The 25,798-nt window shown below is 40.7% G+C and carries 21 protein-coding genes, 1 tRNA gene and 1 other annotated feature; of the genes, 2 read left to right on the top strand and 20 right to left on the bottom strand.

Translation table 11 applies throughout. The features are described from left to right. Positions 1 to 68: 68 nt before the first annotated feature. Positions 69 to 1,772 (bottom strand): sensor domain-containing diguanylate cyclase, encoded by a 1,704-nt coding sequence (locus BCM40_RS06660; protein ID WP_065526619.1) that lies wholly within the window; start codon positions 1,770 to 1,772, stop codon positions 69 to 71. A 47-nt stretch (positions 1,773 to 1,819) separates the two neighbouring features. Beyond that, the gene (locus tag BCM40_RS06655) at positions 1,820 to 3,007 is read right to left on the bottom strand and encodes a bifunctional folylpolyglutamate synthase/dihydrofolate synthase (RefSeq protein ID WP_065526620.1); all 1,188 of its coding nucleotides are present in this window, start codon (positions 3,005 to 3,007) and stop codon (positions 1,820 to 1,822) included. 71 nt (positions 3,008 to 3,078) lie between these two features. Here BCM40_RS06655 and BCM40_RS06650 point away from each other — a divergent pair, with 71 nt between their 5' ends. Both BCM40_RS06650 and BCM40_RS06645 read left to right on the top strand, forming a co-directional pair. After that, on the top strand, positions 3,079 to 3,942 hold the full coding sequence (locus BCM40_RS06650; RefSeq protein WP_065526621.1) for an ATP-grasp domain-containing protein: 864 nt from the start codon (positions 3,079 to 3,081) through the stop codon (positions 3,940 to 3,942). Continuing rightward, a complete protein-coding gene (locus BCM40_RS06645) occupies positions 3,939 to 4,736 on the top strand; it encodes an ATP-grasp domain-containing protein (protein WP_065526622.1) in 798 nt (265 codons plus the stop codon). The genes BCM40_RS06650 and BCM40_RS06645 overlap by 4 nt, the downstream gene beginning before the upstream one ends. A gap of 279 nt (positions 4,737 to 5,015) precedes the next feature. Here BCM40_RS06645 and BCM40_RS06640 read toward each other — a convergent pair whose 3' ends face one another. The 18 genes from BCM40_RS06640 to BCM40_RS06555 form a co-directional block, all read right to left on the bottom strand. After that, positions 5,016 to 7,649, bottom strand: coding sequence for a valine--tRNA ligase (locus tag BCM40_RS06640; protein WP_065526623.1), 2,634 nt, complete (start codon positions 7,647 to 7,649; stop codon positions 5,016 to 5,018). Between the two features lie 50 nt (positions 7,650 to 7,699). Further along, positions 7,700 to 7,920, bottom strand: a binding site (T-box leader). A gap of 742 nt (positions 7,921 to 8,662) precedes the next feature. Then, entirely contained in the window at positions 8,663 to 9,949 is a 1,287-nt protein-coding gene (hemL, locus tag BCM40_RS06635; RefSeq protein WP_065526624.1) for a glutamate-1-semialdehyde 2,1-aminomutase, read from the bottom strand. Then, positions 9,946 to 10,929: a porphobilinogen synthase gene (gene hemB / locus BCM40_RS06630; protein ID WP_065526625.1), complete on the bottom strand. Its 984-nt coding sequence runs from the start codon at positions 10,927 to 10,929 to the stop codon at positions 9,946 to 9,948. Before hemB ends, hemL begins: the two co-directional genes overlap by 4 nt. Then, the gene (locus BCM40_RS06625) at positions 10,926 to 11,627 is read right to left on the bottom strand and encodes a uroporphyrinogen-III synthase (RefSeq protein ID WP_065526626.1); all 702 of its coding nucleotides are present in this window, start codon (positions 11,625 to 11,627) and stop codon (positions 10,926 to 10,928) included. The genes hemB and BCM40_RS06625 overlap by 4 nt, the downstream gene beginning before the upstream one ends. After that, positions 11,620 to 12,549, bottom strand: a complete 930-nt coding sequence (gene hemC / locus BCM40_RS06620; RefSeq protein ID WP_065526627.1) for a hydroxymethylbilane synthase — start codon at positions 12,547 to 12,549, stop codon at positions 11,620 to 11,622. The genes BCM40_RS06625 and hemC overlap by 8 nt, the downstream gene beginning before the upstream one ends. 17 nt (positions 12,550 to 12,566) lie before the next feature. Beyond that, positions 12,567 to 13,397 (bottom strand): cytochrome c biogenesis protein CcsA, encoded by an 831-nt coding sequence (gene ccsA / locus BCM40_RS06615; protein WP_065526628.1) that lies wholly within the window; start codon positions 13,395 to 13,397, stop codon positions 12,567 to 12,569. Positions 13,398 to 13,481: 84 nt separating this feature from the next. Then, entirely contained in the window at positions 13,482 to 14,855 is a 1,374-nt protein-coding gene (gene hemA / locus BCM40_RS06610) for a glutamyl-tRNA reductase (protein WP_065526629.1), read from the bottom strand. 278 nt (positions 14,856 to 15,133) lie between these two features. Then, the gene (gene yihA / locus BCM40_RS06605; protein WP_065526630.1) at positions 15,134 to 15,715 is read right to left on the bottom strand and encodes a ribosome biogenesis GTP-binding protein YihA/YsxC; all 582 of its coding nucleotides are present in this window, start codon (positions 15,713 to 15,715) and stop codon (positions 15,134 to 15,136) included. Then, positions 15,712 to 18,039 (bottom strand): endopeptidase La, encoded by a 2,328-nt coding sequence (gene lon / locus BCM40_RS06600; protein ID WP_065526631.1) that lies wholly within the window; start codon positions 18,037 to 18,039, stop codon positions 15,712 to 15,714. Before lon ends, yihA begins: the two co-directional genes overlap by 4 nt. A 148-nt stretch (positions 18,040 to 18,187) precedes the next feature. Beyond that, positions 18,188 to 19,459, bottom strand: coding sequence for an ATP-dependent protease ATP-binding subunit ClpX (clpX, locus tag BCM40_RS06595; RefSeq protein WP_065526632.1), 1,272 nt, complete (start codon positions 19,457 to 19,459; stop codon positions 18,188 to 18,190). Between the two features lie 174 nt (positions 19,460 to 19,633). After that, positions 19,634 to 20,920 carry a trigger factor gene (tig, locus tag BCM40_RS06590; protein WP_065526633.1) on the bottom strand — a complete coding sequence of 429 codons (1,287 nt, stop codon included), beginning with the start codon at positions 20,918 to 20,920 and terminating at the stop codon, positions 19,634 to 19,636. Between the two features lie 103 nt (positions 20,921 to 21,023). Further along, complete coding sequence (locus tag BCM40_RS06585; protein WP_065526634.1) at positions 21,024 to 22,004, bottom strand: tetratricopeptide repeat protein; 981 nt, start codon at positions 22,002 to 22,004, stop codon at positions 21,024 to 21,026. A 247-nt stretch (positions 22,005 to 22,251) separates the two neighbouring features. Then, positions 22,252 to 22,325, bottom strand: a tRNA-Arg gene (locus tag BCM40_RS06580). Positions 22,326 to 22,469: 144 nt separating this feature from the next. Further along, positions 22,470 to 23,075, bottom strand: coding sequence for an XTP/dITP diphosphatase (locus BCM40_RS06575; protein WP_065526635.1), 606 nt, complete (start codon positions 23,073 to 23,075; stop codon positions 22,470 to 22,472). After that, entirely contained in the window at positions 23,072 to 23,821 is a 750-nt protein-coding gene (gene rph / locus BCM40_RS06570; protein ID WP_065526636.1) for a ribonuclease PH, read from the bottom strand. The genes BCM40_RS06575 and rph overlap by 4 nt, the downstream gene beginning before the upstream one ends. A gap of 76 nt (positions 23,822 to 23,897) precedes the next feature. Next, entirely contained in the window at positions 23,898 to 24,701 is an 804-nt protein-coding gene (gene racE / locus BCM40_RS06565) for a glutamate racemase (protein ID WP_065527729.1), read from the bottom strand. 16 nt (positions 24,702 to 24,717) lie between these two features. Next, complete coding sequence (locus BCM40_RS06560) at positions 24,718 to 25,170, bottom strand: MarR family winged helix-turn-helix transcriptional regulator (protein WP_065526637.1); 453 nt, start codon at positions 25,168 to 25,170, stop codon at positions 24,718 to 24,720. 74 nt (positions 25,171 to 25,244) lie between these two features. Continuing rightward, complete coding sequence (locus BCM40_RS06555) at positions 25,245 to 25,712, bottom strand: acyl-CoA thioesterase (protein WP_065526638.1); 468 nt, start codon at positions 25,710 to 25,712, stop codon at positions 25,245 to 25,247. Positions 25,713 to 25,798: the final 86 nt, after the last annotated feature.

Below are 25,798 nucleotides of genomic sequence, written 5' to 3'. Positions count from 1 at the left end.
AAAAATTATCATTTTTCAATTTAAAATAGGAAAAAAGACCGTAAAAGAGTTATACTCTTTCACAGTCTTTATTTTGAATAAGCAGCAACTTTATTCCGTCCAGCTTGTTTGGCACCGATATATAACGCTCGATCGGCATTCCGGATTAAGGACATTCCTTCATCACTATCTTCTGGCGCGGATGACACACCAATGCTCATTGTGATGTGGATAATTTGTTGTTGACGTTCATTGGCCAAATCGGTTTCGATTAGGAATTCGTGACTTTCTATTCGCTTGCGCAGTTTTTCAGCAAGAAGCATCGTTAAATCTTTACTATAATTTCTGAGAAGAACGACAAATTCTTCCCCACCATAACGGGCCACCATACCTTCGCCCGCTATCTCTTCTCTAAGTATGTCAGCCAACTGGACTAAAATATCATTGCCACTTTGATGTCCATACCGGTCATTGATGCTTTTGAAATGATCGATGTCCATCATCACGAGTGACAATTGTTCTAGTTTGCCTTCTTTCATTTCTTGAATGTGTTTTTCAAGACTCTCATCTAAATAGCGGTAATTATACAAGCGAGTTAATCCACAACGTTCACTTTTCGCGATAACACGTTGCATATACCCTGCTTTTTCAAGTGACACGGCAAAATACGTACTAAGGATATCCAAAATCTTCAACTGATGTTTCGCAAATGCGTATTTCTTTTTCGAGGCTAGTACGAGCACCCCTTCAGTTTTATTGTTACGGGCAATTGGAGTAGCCATAATGCTTTCCGTATCGGCAGGCAAATTTCCAGTCGATAAATTTTGCCAATCGCTTTTTTCATTATAGATAAAAGATTCGCCTGTCAATATAACTCTTCCGGCGGTTCCCTGTTCATAGGAGATAGAAGGAATACTACGCGGCTCTAATTGACCATTTTCATAAATGCGCATAAATTGCTGTAAGCCGTCACGATAGTCAATGACGTACGCATATTCCACCTTAAACAATTTAGCTACTTCTACGATAAATAAATCGAAAACTTCATTGGTCTCCAAACGGTCAGCAAGTTGGTGGCCGATCACTCCTGCTTTTTTCAAATCCATATTAATTTGTTCAGAGTTATTATACATCTTCATTACAACTGTCATTGTTAAAAAAGGAATACCTAACAAGAGCAATGCAACAACGCCAATATAAGATTCAAACATGTACAAAGCGATTGCGTATGGGAAAATCACAATCATCAACACAAAATCCCAAATTGCATCTACCGAGAAAAACTTACCAGGACTGCCATCTATGGAATCGTACAAGTAAAAGATGACTTGGTTCACGAGCACTGACACCACTTGAAAAATTAACCCAAACACAATGACATGGATGAGGTTAAGTGAATTGATTTCTCCACCAATCGCCGTATATGTTAATCCTGCGATTAATGAAACGCTAAAAAACATAAGTGAATTAAATGGAATTCGCAACGATTGATCTTCTTGTGTACGACTTCGGTACAACACAATCAACATCGCTAATTGCGAAACCAAAATTTCGATAAAAACTCCGTATTTAAGAAAAAGTGCAACTGTAACCCATTGCACTAAAAATGTTGATGCCCCATTAATGTTCATCGGCATTAAACTCATCAATACAAAAAATATTATATAACCTACCAAATTCCAAGGGTTCTCTACTACCGGAGGAAAAAAGTTATAGACAAGCAGTAAACTTGCCGGAACAACTAAAATCCAGAAACTCCAAAGAATTTTTTTACGTTTTGTATTCCCCTCCATACCCATCTTTCCTCTCTGTTTTACATCCCATAACGCTATATTCGAATTTAATCTTGATAATGCCGGAAAAATGAATAATTATCATTTCTTAGAAGGGATAGTAAATATAAAGAACCAGTGACTAAAGTCACTGTATGTTTTTCGTATACAGGTAATATATCATTATTTTTTAGAATTGTCTTCCTTTTAATTGCGCATTCTAATAATAATTTTTCAGCCGCTAATGCCCTCTCGTTCTCAAAATCCAGAAAAGTAAATCGGTCGCTTATAGTTTCCAATTCACGAAGTACATTTATGTAATCTTTGTCTTTAAGAATGCCCATTACGACATGGACAGAGTGGTCTGGATACAGCTCTTTCACAGTTTTCACTAACGCTTCTGCACTCGCCTTATTGTGTGCCCCATCAAATATAACGCCTGGAAACACTTCTTCAAATCGATAAGCAAGGTTTGCAGATGACAAGCCTTTAATAGCTTGTTCTTCATTAAAGTTTTGACCAAGTACTTCTTTAGCAGCTTCCATAGCTAAACTGGCATTTTCTAATTGATGAGGACCTTTTAATTTTAACTCGACATTACCAAGGTCTTTTGGCCTGATTATGTCAGCGTGTAGCATATTCGCAGTTTCTCGAATAATATTTATCGATTTTACAGGCAGTTTTCCAATTGCAACAGGCTGCCATTTTTTTATAATTCCTGCTTTGTGCCGAGTAATTTCTTCTATTGAATTTCCTAAAAAGTTTGTATGGTCCATAGATATAGATGGGATAATCGCAATTTCAGGAATGATTACGTTCGTGCTATCTAATGCCCCTCCCATTCCTGCTTCGATAATCGCAAAGTCTGGTTGGTGTTCTTTAAAAACCAGTAATGCCGCTAGTGTTAACAGTTCAAAATCAGTTAATGGAGTTTTTAAGTGACTAAGTTGTTGCATAATATGATCAAGTTCTATCGGGCTAATGGGGTTGCCATTCAATTGAATTTGGTCATGTAAATCTTCAATGCATGGGGAATAAAAATTACCGACAGAATAACCATGAGCCTGTAAAATGCTAGATAAAAAAGTGGCAGTAGATCCTTTTCCATTTGTTCCTGCTAAGTGAATAAACTTTCCAACTTTATGTGGATTCCCAACTTCGTCTAGTGCCGCCGTAATGGCTTCTAAACCTGGATGAATGGCCGTATCGGTTTGGATATTCCATTTTTCTTTATATTGTTCTAGTCCAATTATCATTAGTAGCCTCATTTCTCTTATAAACATGATACACTTTTTGTGTATGATTATAGCACGAAGGTGGAATGGATATGACGAGTTGTTGGGTGATCTACAACGGAAGCTTGGTTTCCGATAAGTTTGCAGACCAAGCAAGTTTAGTTGCGGAAGCAGCACAACGAGCAGGGGTCTCTGTAAAAATTATGAAAAACTATGAAACTATAATGGATTTATCAGTCAATTTGAGTATACCTGATTTCGCAATATTATTGGATAAGGATATTTTACTAGGCTATTTTTTGAAAAGTCGGGGTGTGCCCGTTTATAACGATCCTTCAGTTATTGATTTATGCGATAACAAAGCTACGCAATACGTTCAGCTTGCTGCTCAACGTTTACCCATGCCAAGAACCATTGTAGCGCCAAAAGTGTACCCGAATTTCTCAATCATCAATTCCGGTTATTTCGAAAAAGTCATTGAACGTTTGAAGCTGCCCATGATTATAAAAGAAGGACATGGTTCTTTCGGCATGAAAGTGTATTTGATCGAAACGGAAGAACAATTTTATGACAAAGTTGAGAGCCTTAGAGGAATTGATTTTGTTTTTCAAGAATTTATCGAATCGAGTCGTGGTCGTGACATCCGCGTCAATATTGTAGGTGGTCAAATTGTCGCTGCGATGCAACGCCATTCCACAACGGATTTCCGCGCCAACATTACCAATGGCGGTGTGGCATCTCCGATTGAGCTTACTTCAGAACAACAAGACGTCGCGTTAGCCGCAGCTCTAGCAGTCGGTGCTACTTTCGCTGGTGTTGACTTACTATACGGTAAAGGTGAACAGCCGCTCGTTTGCGAAGTCAATGCAGCTGCACACATCCGCAATATTTTAAATGTCACAGGAATCAATGTCGCCGATGCCATGATTGCATATATACTGGAGGACTTGTCATGAAACTTCTGTATGAAACGCAGGATGCACAACAGAATCGTGGATTTATAGAAGAATTACAGCGATCTGGAGATTTTGATTTGGTCGAATGGGACGACTGGAGTGACCATGGACTTACACAGTTGGCCAATACTCTAGCGGGTGAACAAGTTGTCTTTCGCGCAAGGCGGCCATTAGCCGCTCGTTATTTAGAAGACCATGGCATTCACTTGATCAATCGCGCAGAAGTAAATCGCATTGCTAACGACAAATGGAAAAGTTTTGAGTTGTTTATGATGCTCGGCGTTCCTACTATACCAAGTTATCGACAAACGCCCAGCTATCCATGCATTGCAAAAACCGCGAACGGTCATGGTGGTGCAGAAGTGTGGCTACTCCAATCAGAAAAAGATATACCAAACACGACCGCTCCCCTCCTTTTCCAACCAGTTGTTGCTCACCAAGCGGATATTCGAGTTTATGTGATCGGCTTAGAAATTGTAGGGGCTGTAAAACGAATTTCTAATGACTCGTTTAAAGCCAATTACTCACTTGGCGCCTCTGTCGAAAAATACATGTTAACAGCTGCTCAAGAAAAAAATGTATTGCGCATTGCTCGTGCATTAAACAGCGATTATATCGGCATAGACTTTTTACTACTTGAAGACGGACAGCATGTATTTAATGAAATCGAAGATCCTGTGGGTGCTCGTTCGTTTTATGAAACACATGATGACAACATTGCGGAATTGTTTGTAGAGCATATACGAAAAATGGAAAAACATGCTCCTTTTCACCGAGAAGATCGACTGAAATAATTTCTATTTAAGTTAGACTAGATTCTCCACCTTTTTTCCACTGTCTTTTATAAAAATAACGTATAAATATAGGCATACCTGATTTAGTAAGTTTCTTAGCGGAGGCGCGACCAAGGGCTAAGCAAAGCAAGAATACTGGCGTTCTTCGCCTGACTTCTTGCGAGAGCTATGCCCAAAGTGACCGGAGCGATTTGGAATATTAGTTTCATAGTTCAACTTATTAGCTTATGAACCATTAAAAATACCGCTCTCCCAATACGGGAAAGCGGTTTTGTCGTTTTATAAGTTTTTTAGTTCTTCAATGCGTTTTTCAACTGTTGCGTGTTTTTCCATGTAATCGGCTTGTTTTGCACGTTCTTCAGCAACTACTGCTTCAGGTGCTTTTGAAACAAAGCGTTCGTTCGACAATTTTCCGCTAACAAGTTTTACTTCTTTTGCCCACTTTTCAAGCTCTTTGTTTAAACGAGCAAGCTCTGCATCAATATCGATCAAGCCTTCTAGTGGCATGAATAATTCAGCACCTGATACTACTGCTGACATCGATTTTTCAGGAGCAACGATGTTTTCGCCGATCGTTAAAGTTTCAGGGTTACAGAAACGTTCGATGTACGCAGCGTTTGCTTCTAATACCGCATGCGTGTTGGCGTCTTTTGCAGAAATCGTCAATGGCACTTTTTTGCTCATTGGCGATTGTACTTCTGCGCGAATTGTACGAACCGAACGAATCACGTCCATCAATAACTTCATGCTAGAAGATTGACTTTGGTTTGTTAACGAGTCATCTACGATTGGCCAAGCGGCAATCGTAATCGATTCGCCTTCATGCGGCAAGTTCTGCCAAATTTCTTCTGTAATAAATGGCATGAACGGGTGCAGTAAACGCATGGTGTTATCCAGTACATAAGCAAGTACCGAACGCGTCATTTTTTTCGCTCTTTCGTCTTCACCGTATAATGGCAACTTCGACATTTCGATATACCAGTCACAGAAATCATCCCAGATAAAGTTGTAAAGTGAACGTCCCACTTCGCCAAACTCATAACGTTCTGCAAGCTCTGTTACTTGTTCAATGGTTTCATTTAAACGCGTTAAAATCCATGAATCCGCAACGGATTTTTTGCCTGACAAATCGATTTGATCGTACGTCATGCCTTCCATATTCATCAACGCAAAACGAGACGCATTCCAAATTTTATTGGCAAAGTTCCATACTGATTCGACTTTGTCGTTTGAATAACGAAGGTCTTGCCCTGGAGACGATGCTGTCGCTAAGAAGTACCGCAGCGAATCTGCTCCGTACTGAGAAATCACGTCCATTGGGTCAACCCCGTTACCTAGTGACTTCGACATTTTACGCCCTTCAGCATCACGAACCAACCCGTGAATCAACACGTCTTTAAACGGTTTTTCACCGGTAAATTCTAATGCTTGGAAAATCATGCGTGATACCCAGAAGTTGATGATGTCATAACCTGTAACTAATGCATCCGTTGGGTAGTAACGGCTAAGATCATCGTTTTCTTCTGGCCAGCCAAGAGTCGAGAATGGCCATAAAGCAGATGAGAACCACGTGTCTAACACATCTTCGTCTTGTGTCCAGTTTTCAGCGTCAGCTGGTGCTTCGTGCCCTACGTAAATTTCATTTGTTTCGTTATGATACCAAGCTGGAATTTGATGCCCCCACCACAATTGACGAGAAATACACCAGTCGCGAATGTTTTCCATCCAGTGTAAATACGTTTTCTCAAAACGATCTGGTACAAAATTAACACCGTCGCCATTTTTTTGCGCTTCTACAGATGCAGCAGCTAATGGTTGCATATCAACAAACCATTGTGTTGATAGGTAAGGCTCTACTACAGCTCCGCTACGCTCAGAGTGACCAACAGAATGAATATGCTCTTCAATTTCGAACAACACGTCCATGTCTTGTAAGTCTTTTACGATTTGCTTACGGCATTCAAAGCGATCTAAGCCTTCGTATTTGCCCGCGTTTTCGTTCATTGATCCATCTTCGTTCATAACAAGTACGCGCTCTAAATTGTGACGGTTCCCAATTTCAAAGTCATTCGGGTCATGAGCTGGTGTGATTTTAACGGCACCACTTCCAAATTCTCGATCCACGTAATCGTCTGCAACAATTTCAATTTCGCGTCCCACGATTGGCAAAATAACTTTTTTGCCGATTAACTGCTTATAGCGATCGTCTTTCGGGTGAACCGCGACCGCTGTATCGCCAAGCATTGTTTCTGGACGTGTTGTCGCTACTTCAATATGTCCACTGCCGTCTGCAAGCGGATAACGCATATGATAAAAAGCACCTTTTACGTCTTTGTGAATCACTTCAATATCTGAAATTGCAGTTTGCGTATTCGGGTCCCAGTTGATGATGTATTTGCCACGATAAATAAGTTTTTTCTCGTATAATTTTACGAATACTTCACGTACTGCTTTTGACAATCCGTCATCTAATGTAAAGCGCTCACGCGAATAATCAAGTCCGAGACCTAATTTTGCCCATTGCTCACGAATATGACCTGCGTATTGATCTTTCCATTTCCATGATTCTTCAAGAAACGCTTCACGTCCTAAATCATAACGTGAACGGCCTTCTTCTTTGAGTTTGCCTTCTACTTTAGCTTGTGTAGCAATCCCTGCATGATCCATTCCTGGAAGCCATAGTGCGTCAAAGCCTTGCATGCGTTTCATGCGCGTCATGATGTCTTGTAATGTAGTATCCCACGCGTGACCTAAGTGTAGTTTGCCGGTAACATTTGGCGGAGGAATCACGATGGTATACGGCGTTTTGCCGCTTTCTGGTTTGGCTTCAAAGAATTTTTGGTCGACCCACCAATCGTAACGGCCTTTCTCAATCGATTGCGGATCGTACTTTGTGGACATTTGTTCAGTCATGGGAATTCCTCCTTTAGTTTCTGGTAGAACGCAAAAAACTCCTGTCGTCTTTAAAGGACGAAGGAGTTTTTCGCGGTACCACCTTTATACACAGGTCTAGTTACAGACCTGGCTCTCAAGTTTCATAACGGATGTTAAGTCCGGTTCCCGCTACTCTTTTCACGGCAACTGCTCCGAGGTGACATTCAACTATACGCCATAAAGACCTCTCACCAAATGGTCCTCTCTCTGAAATGCCCGTATACCCTACTATCCTCATCAACGCATGAATATCTAATTACTCTTATTGTACTCAATAGAAGGTTTTTGCGTCAAGTTATTTTGAAGTTCTTGAAGGGAGCTAGAATTTTACGGGATTATGAGGATGGAGATAGTGAGAATCGCTTTGGGCATGGCTCACGCGATAAGCCCGGAAGTGCACCGGTCTTTTCGCTTCACCTAGCCCTTGGACGCGCCGAAGCTTAGAGTGTGGACATCTATTTGTGGGATTGTTTGGGAAATTGTGTCACTTTCTTATTCCGCTTCGGACGCTTTGGGCATGGCTCCCGCCAGAAGCCAGGAAGAACACCTGTCTTCTAGCTTCGCCTAGCCCTTGGACGCGCCGAAGCTTAGTGAGTAGACATCTTTTATGGAGTGGTTTGGGTAGGTTGTGTCGCTTTCTTATTCCGCTTCGGTCGCTTATGTGTTAAAAAACGAAGTGGCTTACGAGGATTGTTTCATCATTATTTTAGAATGGTACCTTATTAAAAAATATTACTTTTATTCAGCAAGACAACTTTCTATTAAAGTAATACGCCTAGTTGTTTGGAGTGCAGATGCTCGACTCCTGCGGAAATAACACGAGCTGAAGACCCTGGAGCGAACGCAGTGAGTGAAGCGGCTGAGGCCGTGTCCGCGGAAAGCGAGCATTGGAACGGAAAACAACGATTTCCTACAACCGAAAACTCAACACACAAAAAAGCTACCCCAATTAGTTACTTACATAACTTTTTAGGGTAGCTCTACTTATTTTATTAGCGTGCGAGTTTAGCAAATACGGTATGGAATGCTTCTACGGTTTTTGCGATATGCTCTTCCGTATGGGCAGTCGATAGGAACATGCCTTCAAACTGGGATGGTGGCAAGTAAATGCCTTCTTCCGCCATTAAGCGGTAATAATTTGCGAACAGTTCAAGGTCTGACGTTTTTGCTGATTCGAAATCAACTACGTCTTCGTTTGTGAAAAATACGCCGATCATTGATCCTGCACGGTTAACTGTATGCGGGATGTTGTATTTTGTTGCGGCTTCGCGGAATCCTTTTTCAAGTTGATCGCCGCGTTCGATGAACGTGTTGTAGCTTTCTTCTGATAAGCGAGAAAGTGTTTCAAAGCCAGCACGCATAGCAAGTGGATTACCTGACAATGTACCCGCTTGGTATATCGAACCACTCGGTGCAACTTGCTCCATAATTTCACGTTTACCTCCGAATGCGCCAACTGGTAAACCGCCGCCAATTACTTTGCCAAGGCAAGTCATATCAGGCGTTACGCCGTAATAGCCTTGTGCACAGTTATAGCCAACACGGAATCCTGTCATTACTTCATCAAAAATGAGCACTGTGCCGTTTTCGTGTGTTAAGTTGCGAAGTTCCATTAAGAACCCTTCGTTCGGTGGAACAACGCCCATATTCCCTGCAACTGGTTCTACAATCACAGCCGCTAGTTGATCGCCGAACTCTTGGAAAGCTAAACGAACGCTTTCAAGGTCATTGAAAGGGACTGTAATGGTGTTTTGAGCAACTGATGCTGGGACACCAGGTGAATCTGGCAAACCAAGAGTTGCAACGCCAGAACCTGCTTTGATTAACAAACTGTCGCCATGACCATGGTAGCAGCCTTCGAATTTTAAGATTTTGTCGCGTCCTGTATAGCCACGAGCTACACGCAATGCGCTCATCGTTGCTTCTGTTCCAGAAGACACCATACGCACCATTTCGATTGATGGCACACGGTCCATGACTAATTTCGCCATTTGGTTTTCTAGTTCTGTTGGTGCACCAAAAGAAGTTCCAAGTGCAGCCGTTTCTTGAATGGCTTTCACTACGTCTTCTTGTGCGTGACCTAAAATAAGGGGGCCATAAGATAAAACATAGTCAATATAGGTGTTGCCATCTATGTCTTTAATGGTCGCGCCACTTCCAGACTGCATGAAAATCGGATCCATATTAACCGATTTAAATGCACGAACCGGGCTGTTAACGCCGCCCGGCATTAATGTTTTGGCTTCCGCAAATGCGGCTAATGATTTTTCGTATGTCATTCTTTTCCCTCCAACCAGCGTGCTGCGTCTTTTGCGTGATACGTCATCACGATATCCGCTCCTGCGCGCTTCATGCTTAATAAAGTTTCCAAAACAATTTTCTTCTCATCAATCCAGCCATTTGCTGCAGCTGCTTTGACCATTGCGTATTCACCTGAAACGTTATAGGCAACGATTGGGATATCAAAATTATCACGAACTTCGCGAATAATATCCAAATACGACAATGCCGGTTTCACAATCATGAAATCTGCGCCTTCTTGAACGTCAGAAGCAGTTTCACGTAGCGCTTCCATACGATTTGCCGGGTCCATTTGGTAGGTTTTTCGGTCTCCAAATTGAGGTGTACTGTGAGCTGCTTCGCGGAAAGGCCCGTAATACGCAGATGAATATTTAACACCATAAGACATGATTGGCGTATTTTCAAATCCTGCTTGGTCTAGTCCGTAACGAATTGCTGCAACAAAACCATCCATCATGTTTGACGGTGCAATAATATCAGCTCCAGCTTTTGCTTGAGACACAGCAGTACGCGCCAATAAATCAAGTGACTCGTCATTTAAGATGACACCGTCTTCGATTACGCCACAATGGCCATGGTCGGTATATTGACAAAGACATGTATCTGCAATAACGACTAATTCAGGATGACGGTTTTTCGCAAAACGGATGGCTTCTTGCGTAATGCCATGATCGTGATAAGCTTGCGTTCCTACTGCATCTTTTTCATTTGGTACGCCAAAAAGAATAACAGAAGGAATACCAAGGTCTACTACTTCATCCAGTTCAGTACCTAAGTTATCCATCGAAAATTGGAATACGCCAGGCATAGATGAAATTTCGTTTTTCACATTTTCTCCTTCAACTACAAAAATCGGATAAATAAAATCCTCTTTATGTAAACTTGTTTCACGAACCATTGAACGAAGATTAGCTGAACCGCGTAAACGGCGATGACGATTAAAATTCAATTCTTTCATGTCGACAAACTTCCTTTCGCTATTTCATTGATCACTTCAATATACGTATATCTCTCAGGCATAAAATCCACTGTACCACCATTTTCTATAATGGCTTTTTTCGTTACGTGACCAATTGCAGCGACTTGGATGTTCGACCAATTGCCCCCTGCTTGACGATATGCTCTTACCGCAGAAGGACTAGCAAACAAAATGATCACGTCTTTGAATTGTGTAATAGTTTTTGCGTTTTCACTATTTAACACCGTATCGTAAACCGTCCATTCATCGACTTGCATGGACATAGTGGAAATAGTGTTTTTCGCCATTTGTCCTTTGATAAACAAACATTTCGCTTTTCCTGAGACAGGTGGAAATTCTTGGATAAACTGATCTGCACTAAACATTTTCGGGATAAAATCCACTTGATGACCATGTTTTTCTAAAACTGCTGCGGTTTGAGTACCGACTGCTGCAATTTTAACAGGAACCGTTTCATTGAACGAACAAAACACTTCGGCACTAGTACGACTAGTGAAAATGAGCCAGTCATATTCCGTGAAATCCGGCTTTTCTGACTGGCGAACTATTGTCTCAACAAGTGGCAAATACTTTGTGTTGGCTCCAAATGATTGTGCATGAGAAATCGCTTCTACCGGTTTTCTAGAACCGGTAAAAACGATTGTTTTTCCTTCGAGCAGTTTTTTGCTATTAGACATTGCTTTCAGCTTTGACGCGTTGAATTAAGTCATAACCGCCTTGAGCACTAATTTTTTCAGCAACAATTCGTCCTGCTTCGATTGGATCATGGCTAATCGCCATTTCTTTAAACACTTGGTCAGCTTCAGGTGAAGAAATAAGTCCTGTAAATGTAACTTCTCCATCTTTCACGGTAGCATATCCAGCGATAGGCACTTGGCAGCTGCCATCCATATCTTTAAGGAATTTACGTTCAGCGTTTACTGCTAAAGCGGTATCTTCATGATTTAGTTTTGCTAATTCACTAAGAAGTTCTGTATCTTCCACGCGGCATTCAATTCCGAGTGATCCTTGTCCAATGGCAGGTAGACATTCATCCACTTCAAGAAATTCGGTTACTAAATCATCTTTCCAGCCCATTCGCTTTAACCCAGCTGCAGCTAAAATAATGGCATCGAAATCTCCTGATTTTAGTTTTGCTAGACGCGTGTCGATATTGCCGCGAATCCATTGAATATCAAGGTCTGGACGCAACAATAACAATTGTGAACTACGGCGTAAGCTACTTGTTCCAACAACTGCTCCAACTGGCAAGTCTAATAATTTCACGTGGTCGTTTGCGATATACGCATCACGTGGGTCTTCACGTTCTGGAATGCATCCAATTGCCAAACCTTCAGGCAACACAGAAGGCATGTCTTTCATGCTGTGAACGGCAAAATCGATTTCGCGATCAAAAAGTGCTTGCTCGATTTCTTTTACAAACAAGCCTTTTCCACCAACTTTAGAAAGCATAACATCGACAATTCGATCGCCTTTAGTCACGATTTCTTTAATTTCAAATTCAAAAGGTGCCCCTGCTGCTTTTAATTTATCGATAAACTGGTTAGTTTGTGTTAACGCTAGCTTGCTTCTTCTCGAACCTACAATAATTTTTCTCAACTATATCCTACCTCTCTTTAATACCAAAAATGAAAATCAGATAACCGGCTGCCTAAAAAGAAATTGACGAGCAGCACTAAAAACAAATACGTATGAGCTAATGCATAATTCATACCATTTAACGATCCTTTGCGATGTCGCCAAAGAACCAAGCTGTATAAAACAAGTAAAATAAAAGATCCTATAATTTTCATATCCAATAATGAAAACTCTGGCAATGAAATAATCGCCCATTGTAATCCCAGTACCAGTGACACAAACAATAAAGAAATCCCGACTAAAATGGATATCGTCATAAATTGCTGCGTTTGGCCGAGTGACGGTAAATTTGACCATTGTTTTGTCCATTTTTTCTTTTTCAGCATGCGATACAACACCATGTGGAGTGTCGCAAACACAAAGGATAACGAAAATGCCACATACGATAAAATCGCAAAACTCACATGGATAAACAATAGTTCCGATACTAATGCATCCCCCACAGGTGAGCGTTCGATTTGCACTGGGGAAAATGTATGGATGGTCATAAAGATAAACCCAATGACATTGATGAAAAACACCACAAAATCAAATCGGTAAAATATCCTTAAAACAATCGACAATGTTACTAACAACCAGGCATAGAAATAAATCCCTTCGAACAACGTCAACACCGGAAAGCGTTGGGTTTCAAAAATATACAATCCTAGAAAGATCGTTTGCAATACCCACACAAGGCCTAGTAAACTCATCGCGATCCGAATCGCTTTTTTCTCTTTATATAAATAATCTATAAAATAAAAAACAAGACTGACAGCATATAGAATAACCATAGCTTCATGCAGCCTTGCCATTGTTAAATCTGCCATCCCATTCCCCTTCATCTCCATAATTAAAGGCGTTTCGTCTCTACATTTTAACATATAGATTCGAAAACGCCTCTTTTAATAAGCTTAAAATGAATACCCGGGAGTTTCAGTTGATGAATTTTCGGTTTGAAGAACGTCTTTATCTGTTTTCTTCTGTGGAGCTTTCGACTGCTTTTCTATCTCTTTTTCAACTTCCTCTTCGATCCCGAAAATTTGCATAAACAACTCTAGCTGTTCACGCGATTTAGGGGCACCGCCCATTTCTTTCGCTTGCAAAATTGGGTCTTTCAATAATTGGTTGATAATCGATTTGGTGTGTTTGTTAAGAATTTTCTTTTCACGATCCGTCAAATCCGGCATTTTGTTTTCGATACTTGCCATCGTCTCCGCCTGAATGCCAAGCGCTTTTTGTCGAAGTGCAGAAATTACTGGAACCACGCCAAGCGTTGATAGCCACTCGTTAAACAGAATTGCTTCTTGATCGATCATTGTCATGATTTCACCCGCTGCACGTTCGCGCTCTGCTAAATTCGCTTCTACAATTCCTTGCATGTCATCAATGTCGTATAAGAAGACATTTGGTAAATCGCCGATGCGAGGATCCATATCGCGTGGTACTGCGATATCAACCATAAACAACGGTTTGCCTTTGCGAAGTTTCTCTACAAACTGCATCAATTCAAGGTCAATGACAAAATCAGTTGAACCTGTAGAAGATATTAAGATGTCCGCTTCTAACAATGCACATTGCAATTGGCTTAGCGGTTTTGCATTGCCACCAAACTTATCTGCCAGTAGTTCAGCTTTTTCGAACGTCCGGTTAATAACCGTTATTCGGTCCGCTCCACTACCTTGCAAATTTTTGATCGCCAATTCGCCCATTTTTCCGGCACCTAAAATAACAACATGTTTGTTTTTTAGGCTACCAAAAATCTTCTTACCGAGTTCAACAGCTGCATACGATACGGAAACAGCATTTTCACCAATTGCTGTTTCCGAATGTGCCTTTTTCGCTAAAGTTACAGCCTGTTTGAACAATTGATTAAAAACAGTCCCAGTTGTCCCATGTTCTTGTCCAGCAAGAAAACTATTTCTTACTTGGCCCAAAATTTGTGTTTCGCCCAATACCATGGAATCGATACCAGCTGTTACACGGAACAAATGCTCAATCGCTGCATCTTGCTCATGAATAAATAAGTACTGTGAAATTTCTTCTTTCGGCAAGTCAAAATAATCCGCAAGAAACTGTTTCACATAGTACTTACCTGTGTGAAGTTGATCCACGACTGCATAAATTTCCGTCCGGTTGCAGGTGGAAACAATCACATTTTCCAATATGCTTTTTTGTTGTTTTAACGCTTCCATTGCCTGTGGTAAATCAGTTTCGATAAATGATAGCTTTTCACGAATCTCCACAGGTGCAGAGCGATAATTCACACCGACCACTAATGTGTGCATGGGTACAAAACACCTTTCACGTTCAATATTTCATCTTTATTAAGTATAACACTTTTATGCATAATGTTGGCTCTAAAATTGTGAACAAGGCATGAACCTAACCGCTAATTATAATTATTATAAATTAATACTAGCAAACAGTTTTCCACGTCACAAGCATAACGCTCTTAGTCGGAATTAACTGTTAATAGTGAAGTGAATTGGGACGATTATAACCTTTTCAACACTTTACTATACTAAAATCAAAAAAGCGTAACCCGAAGGCTACGCTTGTTGTTTTACATTCTGCTTTCAATTTCTTGCCATGCTGCATCTTTTCCTAATCCGGTTTCAGACGAGAAAACGATGAGGGGGTCGGTTTTATCCATATCCAAAGTTGTACGAACAATTTTTTTATGCTTGTCCCATTTACCTTTTGGAATTTTATCCGCTTTTGTTGCAATAATGATACATGGGATTTCAAAATGCTTCATAAACTCATACATCGCGATATCATCTTTACTTGGCGGATGACGCAAGTCAACAATTTGAATAACAGCACGCAATGGCTCGCGGTCAGTAATATACCGTTCGATCATTTTGCCCCATGCTTCACGCTCACTTTTTGACACTTTCGCATAACCGTAACCTGGTACATCGACATAAAACAATTTTTCTTCAATTTTATAAAAGTTCAAAGTTTGTGTCTTACCTGGTTTTGAGGAAATGCGTGCCATGCTCTTACGGCCGATCATTTTGTTGATAAAAGATGATTTACCAACGTTTGATCTGCCTGCAAGAGCGAACTCTGGTAAGCCGTCTTCTGGGTATTGATCCGGGCGAACGGCACTGATAACTAGTTCTACATTATTAACTTTCATTCGTTTTCTCCTTCTAAGGCAATTTCCAATGCCTCATCTGCTTGAGAGACTAATTTAAACGTCATCTCATTGCGGATTGTCTCTGGAATGTCTTCCAGGTCTCGCTCATTATCGATTGGCAAAATGATGGTTTTTAACCCTGCACGATGCGCACTCAATGTTTTTTCTTTAATGCCACCGATTGGTAAAACGCGGCCACGGAGAGTGATTTCGCCAGTCATGCCAACTTCACGTCGAATTGGACGTTTCGTTAACGCAGACACTAAAGCTGTTGCAATTGTAATTCCCGCTGATGGTCCGTCTTTTGGAACAGCGCCTTCTGGAACGTGAATGTGAATGTCATGCGACTCATGGAATTTCGGATCGATGCCGAGGGATTCTGCGCGAGCTCGAACGAAGGACAAAGCTGTTTGAGCAGACTCTTTCATGACATCTCCTAGTTTACCAGTCAACTGCAGTTTGCCTTTCCCTGCAGACAACGACACTTCAATTTGAAGTGTATCTCCGCCAACTGTCGTATAAGCAAGTCCCGTCGCCACACCTACTTGGTTTTCCGATTCTGCTATGCCATAGCGGAATTTTCGCTTCCCAAGATATGCCTCGACTTCTTTTTCCCCAACAATCACTTGTTCTTCTTCTTTAGATACAATTTGCTTGGTTACTTTTCGGCAAATCGACGCAATTTGACGTTCGAGACCGCGGACTCCTGCCTCACGCGTATAATAACGCACAACATTTAACAAAGCATCGTCTTCAAACTGTAATTGCTCTGCAGATAATCCATGCTCTTTTAATTGCTTTGGCGCCAAATGATTTTTTGCAATCATTTGTTTTTCGACTTCTGTATAACCGGCAATCGTGATAACTTCCATCCGGTCACGTAACGGACCTGGAATAGACCCCAAATCATTTGCCGTCGCAATAAAAAGAACATTTGAGAGGTTATAAGTTTCTTCAATATAGTGATCACTAAATGAATTGTTTTGTTCTGGATCCAATACTTCGAGCATTGCTGAAGATGGATCGCCACGGAAATCGTTTGACATTTTATCGATTTCATCTAATAAGAATACCGGGTTCACCGTTCCCGCTTTTTTCATCCCTTGAATAATTCGGCCTGGCATCGCCCCGACATATGTACGACGATGACCACGAATTTCGGATTCATCACGAACGCCACCGAGTGACACGCGCACAAAATTACGATCGAGTGACTCAGCAATCGATTTTGCTAATGAAGTTTTCCCGACTCCTGGAGGTCCAACTAAACAAAGAATCGGTCCACGTAAAGAATTGGTCATTTGCTGTACAGCTAAATACTCAAGCACACGTTCTTTCACACTTTCTAAACCATCATGATCACGGTTTAAAACTTCTTCGGCATAGTTAATGTCCAAACGGTCTTCTGTTGCTTCAGACCACGGAATAGTCACAAGCCACTCAATGTAATTGCGAATAATGCCACTTTCTGCAGCTGCTGCTGGGAGTTTTTCGTAACGATCAAGTTCTTTAAGTGCCGTTTTTTTCGTTGATTCCGGCATGTCTGCATCTTCAATTCGTTTTTTTAAATCGACAATTTCAGCTGATTTTCCGTCTTTATCACCAAGCTCGGATTGAATAGCTTTCATTTGCTCGCGCAAATAAAACTCTTTTTGTGTTTGTTCCATAGCTTTTTTAACACGAAGGTTAATCTTTTTTTCAAGGTCAATCACTTCTTGTTCGCTATGTAACCGCGTGATTAGCAATTCTAAACGCTTGCTAATATCAAACGTTTCCAAAACTTCTTGTTTTGCAGCTACTTTCATCGATAAATGAGAAGCGACCATATCTGCTAAACGGCCAGGCTCTTCAATATCCGCTACCGTATTATACGTTTCATTGCTAACTTTTTTCGAACTTTTTGCGTAGTTCTCAAAATGCTCTAGCAACAAACGCATTAACGCATCTTGTTCGGCATCTCTTTCTGTTTCATCTGCAAAAGGAGTTACTTCTACTGTCGTGAAGTTTTCTTCTTCTTCATAATTTTTTAATTGCCCACGCTCTAATCCTTCAACCAATACACGAATTGTTCCGTTTGGCAATTTTAACATTTGTTTTACATAAGCCAATGTCCCGATTTTGTGAAGATCTGCTCTTTTCGGCTCCTCAACGCTCATGTCTTTTTGCGTTGCTAAAAAGACAATGTTGTCTTCTAGCAGTGCTTTTTCTAATGCCGCCACAGAACGATCGCGACCAACATCTATATGCAGTACCATTGTCGGAAACACAAGAAGTCCACGCAACGGCAATAATGGCACATGTTTTGTTCCTTTTTTCTTCGCCATCTGTGAAGTCACCTCCGGGAATATTTTTAACAAAAACGGGCTAACTCAGAAAGTGCGGATGCGCACGATCAGAGTCAGCCCGTATCATCCTTTTGATTGGTTTAGCGTTCACCTAGTAAACTTTGCCTACTGGGTGAAATTCCACTCATTACGCGGATGTTTTCTCATCGTTGTCGCTAACATACTCTGAACCATCTTCTAAGATTAGTTTAGGTGGCACGCTATCGGCAACAGTTTCTTTTGTAATGACACATTCGACAATATCTTCACGAGAAGGTAAATCGAACATTACTTCAAGCATCGTGTTCTCAATAATTGAACGAAGTCCACGCGCACCCGTTTTGCGTTCAATTGCAAGTTGCGCAATTGCTACAAGTGCTTCTGGTTCAAATGTTAACTTGACGCCATCAAGCTCCATCATTTTTTGGTATTGCTTGATCAATGCATTTTTAGGCTCAGTTAAAATTTCAACTAACGCTTTTTCATCCAATTGTTCAAGACTTGCCAAGACAGGCAAACGGCCGATAAATTCTGGAATCAATCCGAATTTCAGTAAATCTTCCGGAATCAATTGGCTAAGCAACGACTTTTCGTCGACTTCTTCTTTGTTCGGATCTGCACCGAAACCGATGATTTTATTGCCTAGACGGCGTTTAATAATCTGATCAACTCCGTCAAAAGCTCCACCTACGATGAATAAAACATTCGTCGTATCGATTTGGATAAATTCTTGATGTGGATGCTTACGTCCGCCTTGAGGAGGTACGCTAGCTGTTGTGCCTTCTAAGATTTTCAGAAGTGCTTGCTGCACGCCTTCACCAGATACATCACGTGTAATCGATGTGTTCTCAGATTTACGGGCTACTTTATCAATTTCATCAATATAAATAATCCCTTTTTCTGCACGTTCCACATCATAATCTGCGGCTTGAATTAACTTTAATAGAATATTTTCTACATCTTCACCTACATATCCAGCTTCAGTCAATGAAGTGGCATCTGCAATTGCAAATGGTACGTTTAGAATACGAGCTAAAGTTTGCGCTAGCAAAGTTTTCCCGCTTCCTGTAGGTCCGATCAATACGATATTCGATTTCGACAATTCTACATCGTCAATTTTGCTATTAGAATTTACGCGTTTATAGTGATTATAAACCGCTACAGCCAATGATTTTTTCGCTTTTTCCTGACCAATTACATAGCCATTTAAAATGTCTAAAATTTCTTTTGGCTTAGGTACTTCTTTAAATTCTACTTCTTCGTCTGTACCAAGCTCTTCTTCTACGATTTCCGTACAAAGCTCAATACACTCGTCACAAATATAAACACCTGGTCCTGCCACCAGTTTACGAACTTGCTCTTGTGGTTTACCGCAAAACGAACATTTTAAATGCTCTTTTTCGTCATTGAATTTGAACAATGTATTCACCCCTATTCAAGCAATTATCTTACAAGATTATCGTAATTGTAGCAACTAATTAGATTCAACGTCAATTTTGCTGCTACGTACATATAAAATGGGTCTTCTATGTAGTGGAAAACAAGGTACGTTTCCGCACCTTGTTTTCCCTAATACTTATATATTGCTTATGTCTTATTCAGAAATTTTAGCGTTGTCCACTAGGAACTCAACTGTGTTTTGCATACGGATATCATTTTCAAGCATTTCAGTTCCACCTAAAGCTGTTTTGATCTGTTCAATGTCCATGTTGAATTGAGCAGCCATTTTTTCAAGTTCTTTATCGATGTCTTCTGAAGTAACTTGCATGTTTTCCGCTTTAGCAATTGCTTCAAGTGTCATTGAAACGCGTACGCGTGTTTCAGCATCACCGTGCATTTGCTCACGAAGTGCAGCTTCGTCTTGACCTGAGAATTGGAAGTATAACTCAAGGTTCATGCCTTGTTGCGTTAAACGTTGTTCAAAATCGCTCATCATGCGGTCCATTTCAGTGTGGATCATTGCATGAGGAATATCGATTGTTGCGTTTTCTGCAGCTTTTTGAACCAATTCGTCACGAAGTTTTGCATCAGCAGCTGTTTTTTTCTCAGCAACTAAGCTATCTTTCATTTTTGTGCGTAGCGCTTCTAAGCTTTCAACTTCTGGGTCAATTTCTTTTGCCAATTCGTCGTTAAGCTCAGGAAGTTCTTTGCCTTTAACTTCGTTTACTTTTACTTTGAACGTTGCAGCTTTTCCTGCAAGTTCAGCAGCGTGGTATTCTTCTGGGAAAGTAACTTCAACGTCTTTTTCTTCTCCAGCTTTAACGCCTACCAATTGCTCTTCAAATCCTGGGATGAATGAGTTTGAACCGATTTCAAGAGAATAATCATTTCCTTGACCGCCTTCAAATGCTTCTCCATCTACAAATCCTTCGAAATCGATAACAGCAGTATCGCCTTCAACGATTGCTTCGTCTTCTTTAACAGTCAACTCAGCCAATCGTTCTTGGTTTTCTTTCAATTGTTTTTCGATGTCTTCGTCAGTTACTTCTGTATCAGGTTTTGATGCTTCAAGACCTTTGTATTCGCCAAGCTCAACCTCAGGTTTTACAACTACTTTAGCTGTAAATACTAGTGGTTGGTTTTTTTCGATAGTTTCGATGTCGATTTCAGGACGGTCAACTGGGTTGATCCCTGCTTCTTCAACAGCGTTTGCGTATGCGTCAGGTAAGATGAAATCTAATGCATCCTGGTAAAGTGACTCAGCACCGAAACGTTTTTCGAACATTTGACGCGGCATTTTCCCTTTACGGAATCCTGGTACGTTGATTTCTTTAACAACTTTCTTAAACGCTTTATCAAGACCTGCGTTTACTTCTTCTGCAGGAACTTCTACTGTTAAAATCCCTGTGTTACCTTCTTGTTTTTCCCATTTTGCTGACATAATTATAAGCCCTCCAAACATTTTCTTAAAAGTCATTTTACGTTCTCTACGATTTTTGACAACTTCAATATTATAGCACAGATGCACACAGGTTCAACTATTTCTACCCATTCCGCATCTCAAACCAAAGTTCGGCCTGTTGAATCAACTCTAATAGCTTCTCATCTTCATCAAAGGAGCTCTTTCCAGTAAATAACCCAGCTGTATACTCCATATACGCTTGTGCTATTTCTTTTTCATTAAAGTCATCCCACATGAACGGATAAAGCAAGTAAATATGACGTTCAAACAATTCCTTTACCAACTCTAGTCGCGTTGGGTCTTTTTCTAAAGCTTCTTCCATAATAGCGGAGATTTTTTGGATACGTCCATCATTTACTGGATCAGGTAATTCACTAATCATGAATACCCCTTTATAATGGAACTTTTGAACTCTTACTTCTGCATCAATCTTTTCTTGAGACAGCATAAATAATATGTATGTTTTCGTCAACAAATCCGCTTCTACATGTTCAATAATAGCTAATAGCTTTTTTTTGAGTGCTTGATAAGAAGTTGTCGGCAACGATAGAATCAATTGTTCTTGCTCTGAAGGATGTAATGCTAGAAAATTTTCAATCGCATAAAGCGATGCATCAACTTTTTCCGACGTTGCATTCGCTGCAATGCGTTCGTTTAGTTCGCGCAATTGTTGAAATTGCTCTAATCGCTCTTCAGGCAAAACTTTTTCTTCTATTAAAACCTCAATCATCTTTTCCGCTTCTTCAAATTCACGGACTTGCATTAAAATACTTATGTATAGCTCCATCGTCTCCAAGTAATGGATTGGACCAATTTGCAACAATTCTCTGCACACTTCTAGAGCTTCCCCAAACTCTCCTAGCTCATACAAACAATATGTATAGCCTCCCAGCGCAGCTGCGTGTTCAGGTTCGTAACTAAGTACCTGATACAAACTGTCCCGAGCATCTTCGTACTTTTCTTCTTTTAAATATGTCATCCCTTCTGCCAGTAAACGTTCCACTGTGGTCGGAAAGACAATAACATTCCCCTTACGTTTCAAATCCCGGTATTTCTTTCGCATTCTACCACCTCATTTGTGTTTCATAATCATATCATATTCCCTTTATGTAGAAAACAGTAACCTCGAGACAACGTAATTAGCGAAAAGGCTTTTCTCTATTGCTAGAAAGTGCTTAGAACTATCTTCTAAAATATAATACGTCCTGAGTGTGTAATGGTTTCAGGGTTCGTTGTACGCATACAAAAAACCTTCTCCCGTTCATCTGAACAAGGAGAAGGTTTTTTACGGATTATGTACATTCCTATAATGTCCCAGGAGGGATTCGAACCCCCGACCGACGCCTTAGAAGGGCGTTGCTCTATCCAGCTGAGCTACTGAGACGAAAGCTTTCTTCAAGTCTAGACGGTGGCGCCGGCTTTCGCTTGCGACTTTGCTTTTCTATTGAAAGACAATTTTAATTATAGAAATGATTTAAAGAAAAGTCAATGCTATTTTAAAAAAACATTAAAATTAATTTTGAATGATTTAGCTTTGTTCGTTTAACCAGTTGGGAAGGCTTTGTTTCAGTTCACGTAATGCATTGCCTCGGTGAGAAATGGCTGCTTTTTCTTGTGGCAATAGTTCCGCCATCGCTTTCTTTAAGCTCGGCACGTAAAAAATCGGATCATAGCCAAAACCGTTCTCGCCTCGGCGTGCATCCAATATCTTGCCTTCACATGACCCAGAGAAAGTTTGTGTTTGTTGTCCTGGAGCTGCAACTGCTAGTACGCAACGGAAACGCGCTGTGCGTTCGTTTTCTGGCACGCCAGCTAATTTTTCAAGCACTTTATCAATATTTGCACTGTCGCTTTTTTCGCCACCTGCATAACGTGCAGAGTATACACCTGGTTCACCGTTTAACGCATCAATTTCCAAACCACTATCGTCAGATATAACCGGGATATTTAGTGCTTTTGCTACCGCTTCTGCTTTTAAGATGGCGTTCTCTTCAAAGGTTACACCCGTTTCTTCCACGTCCATATCTTGTGCCACATCTAGAAGTGTTAATACTTCATATCCGAGTGGCGCAAGAAGCGCTTCAAAATCTTTCGCTTTCCCTTTGTTTTGAGTTGCAATTACTATTTGTTTCATAGTTCTGCTGGCACCCTTTCGCCAATTCGTTCAGCTAGTTCACCTAATGCATCTTGTTGCATCGCAATCAATTGACGAATCCCAGCTTCTCCAAGATCTAGCAACTCATTCAACTGAGCGCGCGTAAATGTTGACTCTTCACCTGTTCCTTGAAGTTCAACAAAATGTCCTGCTCCAGTCATCACTAAGTTCATATCCACTTCTGCACTTGAATCTTCAACATAGTTCAAATCTAGAATCGGTCCGTTTTCTGCAGTGACGCCTACACTCGTAGCTGCAAGAAAATCGGTTACAGGAAAATCAGGTAACTCAAGTTTACCAATAGCCATCGTCATGGCGATAAAGGCTCCTGTGATTGATGCTGTACGTGTTCCACCATCTGCTTGGATGACGTCACAATCGATCCATAGCGTACGTTCACCTAGTTTCTCTAAGTCCACAACTGCGCGCAATGCACGGCCGATTAAACGTTGAATTTCCATAGTCCGTCCACCGATTTTCCCCGCTGAAGCTTCTCGGCGGTTTCGGCTATTTGTTGCACGAGGTAACATCGAATACTCTGCCGTGATCCAACCTTTACCTTGACCACGTAAAAATCCAGGAACTTTTTCTTCGATCGTTGCGGTACAAATTACTTTTGTTTGGCCTACTGTGATTAGTACCGAACCTTCTGGGTGAATCAAGTACTCAACGTCCACGGTAACGGGACGCAATTCGTTTGTTTGTCTATTATCTATGCGTGTCATTAAAATCCTCCTTAATATATGCTCAATAGCTTACCATATTTCGTACATAACGACAAAAACCTGACAGCGAGAGCTATCAGGTTTTCGGGAATCGAATGGAATGAATTATCGGTTCATCAATCTCTAACCACTTGCGGACAATCGAACCAAAGATTTGTGTAGACCCCGATGTATAAAAACGATGGACCGGTGGTTTTTCACGGTTGGCAAACTGATTTTTGTAATTTAAATAGCGCTCCACATCTTTCGCCGTTTCTTCTGCTGACGAAAGAACATGAACAGTATCCCCTAGCACTTCTTCGATAAAACCTTGTAACAATGGATAATGGGTACACCCTAAAATAGCTGTATCGAATTCCTCGTAGGCGATTGACGCCAATGTTTCTTGAACGATGCGATGAGCAAATTCTCCTTCGTATTCATCACTTTCTACTAAAGGAACAAAACGCGGACAAGCTAGCTGGATCACATGAGCAGAAGAAACCAACGATAAAACCGCTTTTTCATAAGCTCCGCTTTTCACTGTTCCCGAAGTACCTAAAACAGCTATTTTATTGGTTGTGGAAGATTTAACCGCAGCTCGGGCTCCGGGAAATATAACCCCGATTACAGGAATTGGCAAGTTCTTTTGTAGCGAGTACAACGCAGCTGCAGTTGCCGTATTGCAAGCAATGACTAGCATTTTTATGTTTTTCTTCATCAACGCATTTGCCATTTGCCACGTATAGGTCCGAACTTCCGATAACGGACGCGGCCCGTACGGACAACGCGCATTATCACCAATATAGCAAATTTGCTCGTTCGGCAATAGCTTCATTATTTCTTTTGCAACGGTGAGTCCACCGACTCCCGAATCAATTACTCCAATTGGCGCATTCAACGTCATCGCCTCTATCCTATTTCATGTTGGTATGCAGTTTTTCAAGCAATGCTGCAAATTGTTCTGATTCTTCTTCTGAAAAATTTTCTAAAACCGTGCTTAAATATTCACGCCGCTTTCGAATTACCTCTTCAATTACCCGTTCGCCTTCTTTTAATAATTTGATCCGGACAACACGACGATCTTGTTCTTCTCGTATACGGACAACCATTTCATTTTTTTCCATGCGATCAACCAAATCGGTTGTGGTGCTGAATGCTAAGTACATTTTGTTCGACAAATCACCAATTGTCATGTCTCCATGTTCGAACAGCCATTGCAAAGCAACAAACTGAGGCGGTGTAATCGTATAGGAATTTAATATTTCTCGCCCTTTTTGCTTAATAATCCCCGAAATATAACGCAATTCTTTTTCCATAAATGCGATACGTTCTAAATCATGTGTTGTGTCTTTGTAATCTTCCTTCATAACTAATTACCACTCCTCAAAAACCCTATCATATTTCTATAGTGCAGGTTTTTTACCGATATAGCAAGAGCTCCTTACTTTTTTGCAACAGCTACTTGTTGTGCTTTTAGCAACTCAATTTCTTCTGCTGTCCAAGGAAAGCCTCTATTTGTTTGCTTAGAAACTTGAACAATCGCTCCTCTACCAGTAAAACAAGTTTCACCTTTTTCATTGGTGGTCCAATAATGAACATCCATAGATGACGTGCCAATTCGTGCGATTTTAACATGAACGTCTAGTTTTTCATCAAAAAAGACTTGTTGGACGAAATCGACTTGCATATCCGCTACAACCGGAAACAACTCATTTCCAGTTTCGAGCCAACGTTGCATTAAGCCCATTTCTTTCATAAATTCAATCCGTGCAAACTCGAAATAAGCGATCGGCACTGTATTATTCACATGCCCAAACATATCGGTTTCTGAAAAACGCACTTGCACAGGAGCAGAAAAGAAAAATTCTCGCTTCCACTCTTCAAAATTCTCAATGTAATTTGCTTTCATGACGACCTCCAGAAATTCGGCTTATTTATCGATAATACTCAAACAAGAAAGCGCAGCTTATTTAAGAATAAAAACTAAACCGTACT

It is taken from the genome of Planococcus donghaensis (assembly GCF_001687665.2).
Lineage (GTDB): Bacteria > Bacillota > Bacilli > Bacillales_A > Planococcaceae > Planococcus > Planococcus donghaensis.
The sequence above is the reverse complement of the archived record's forward strand: the minus strand, read 5'-3'. Positions and strand labels throughout refer to the sequence as shown.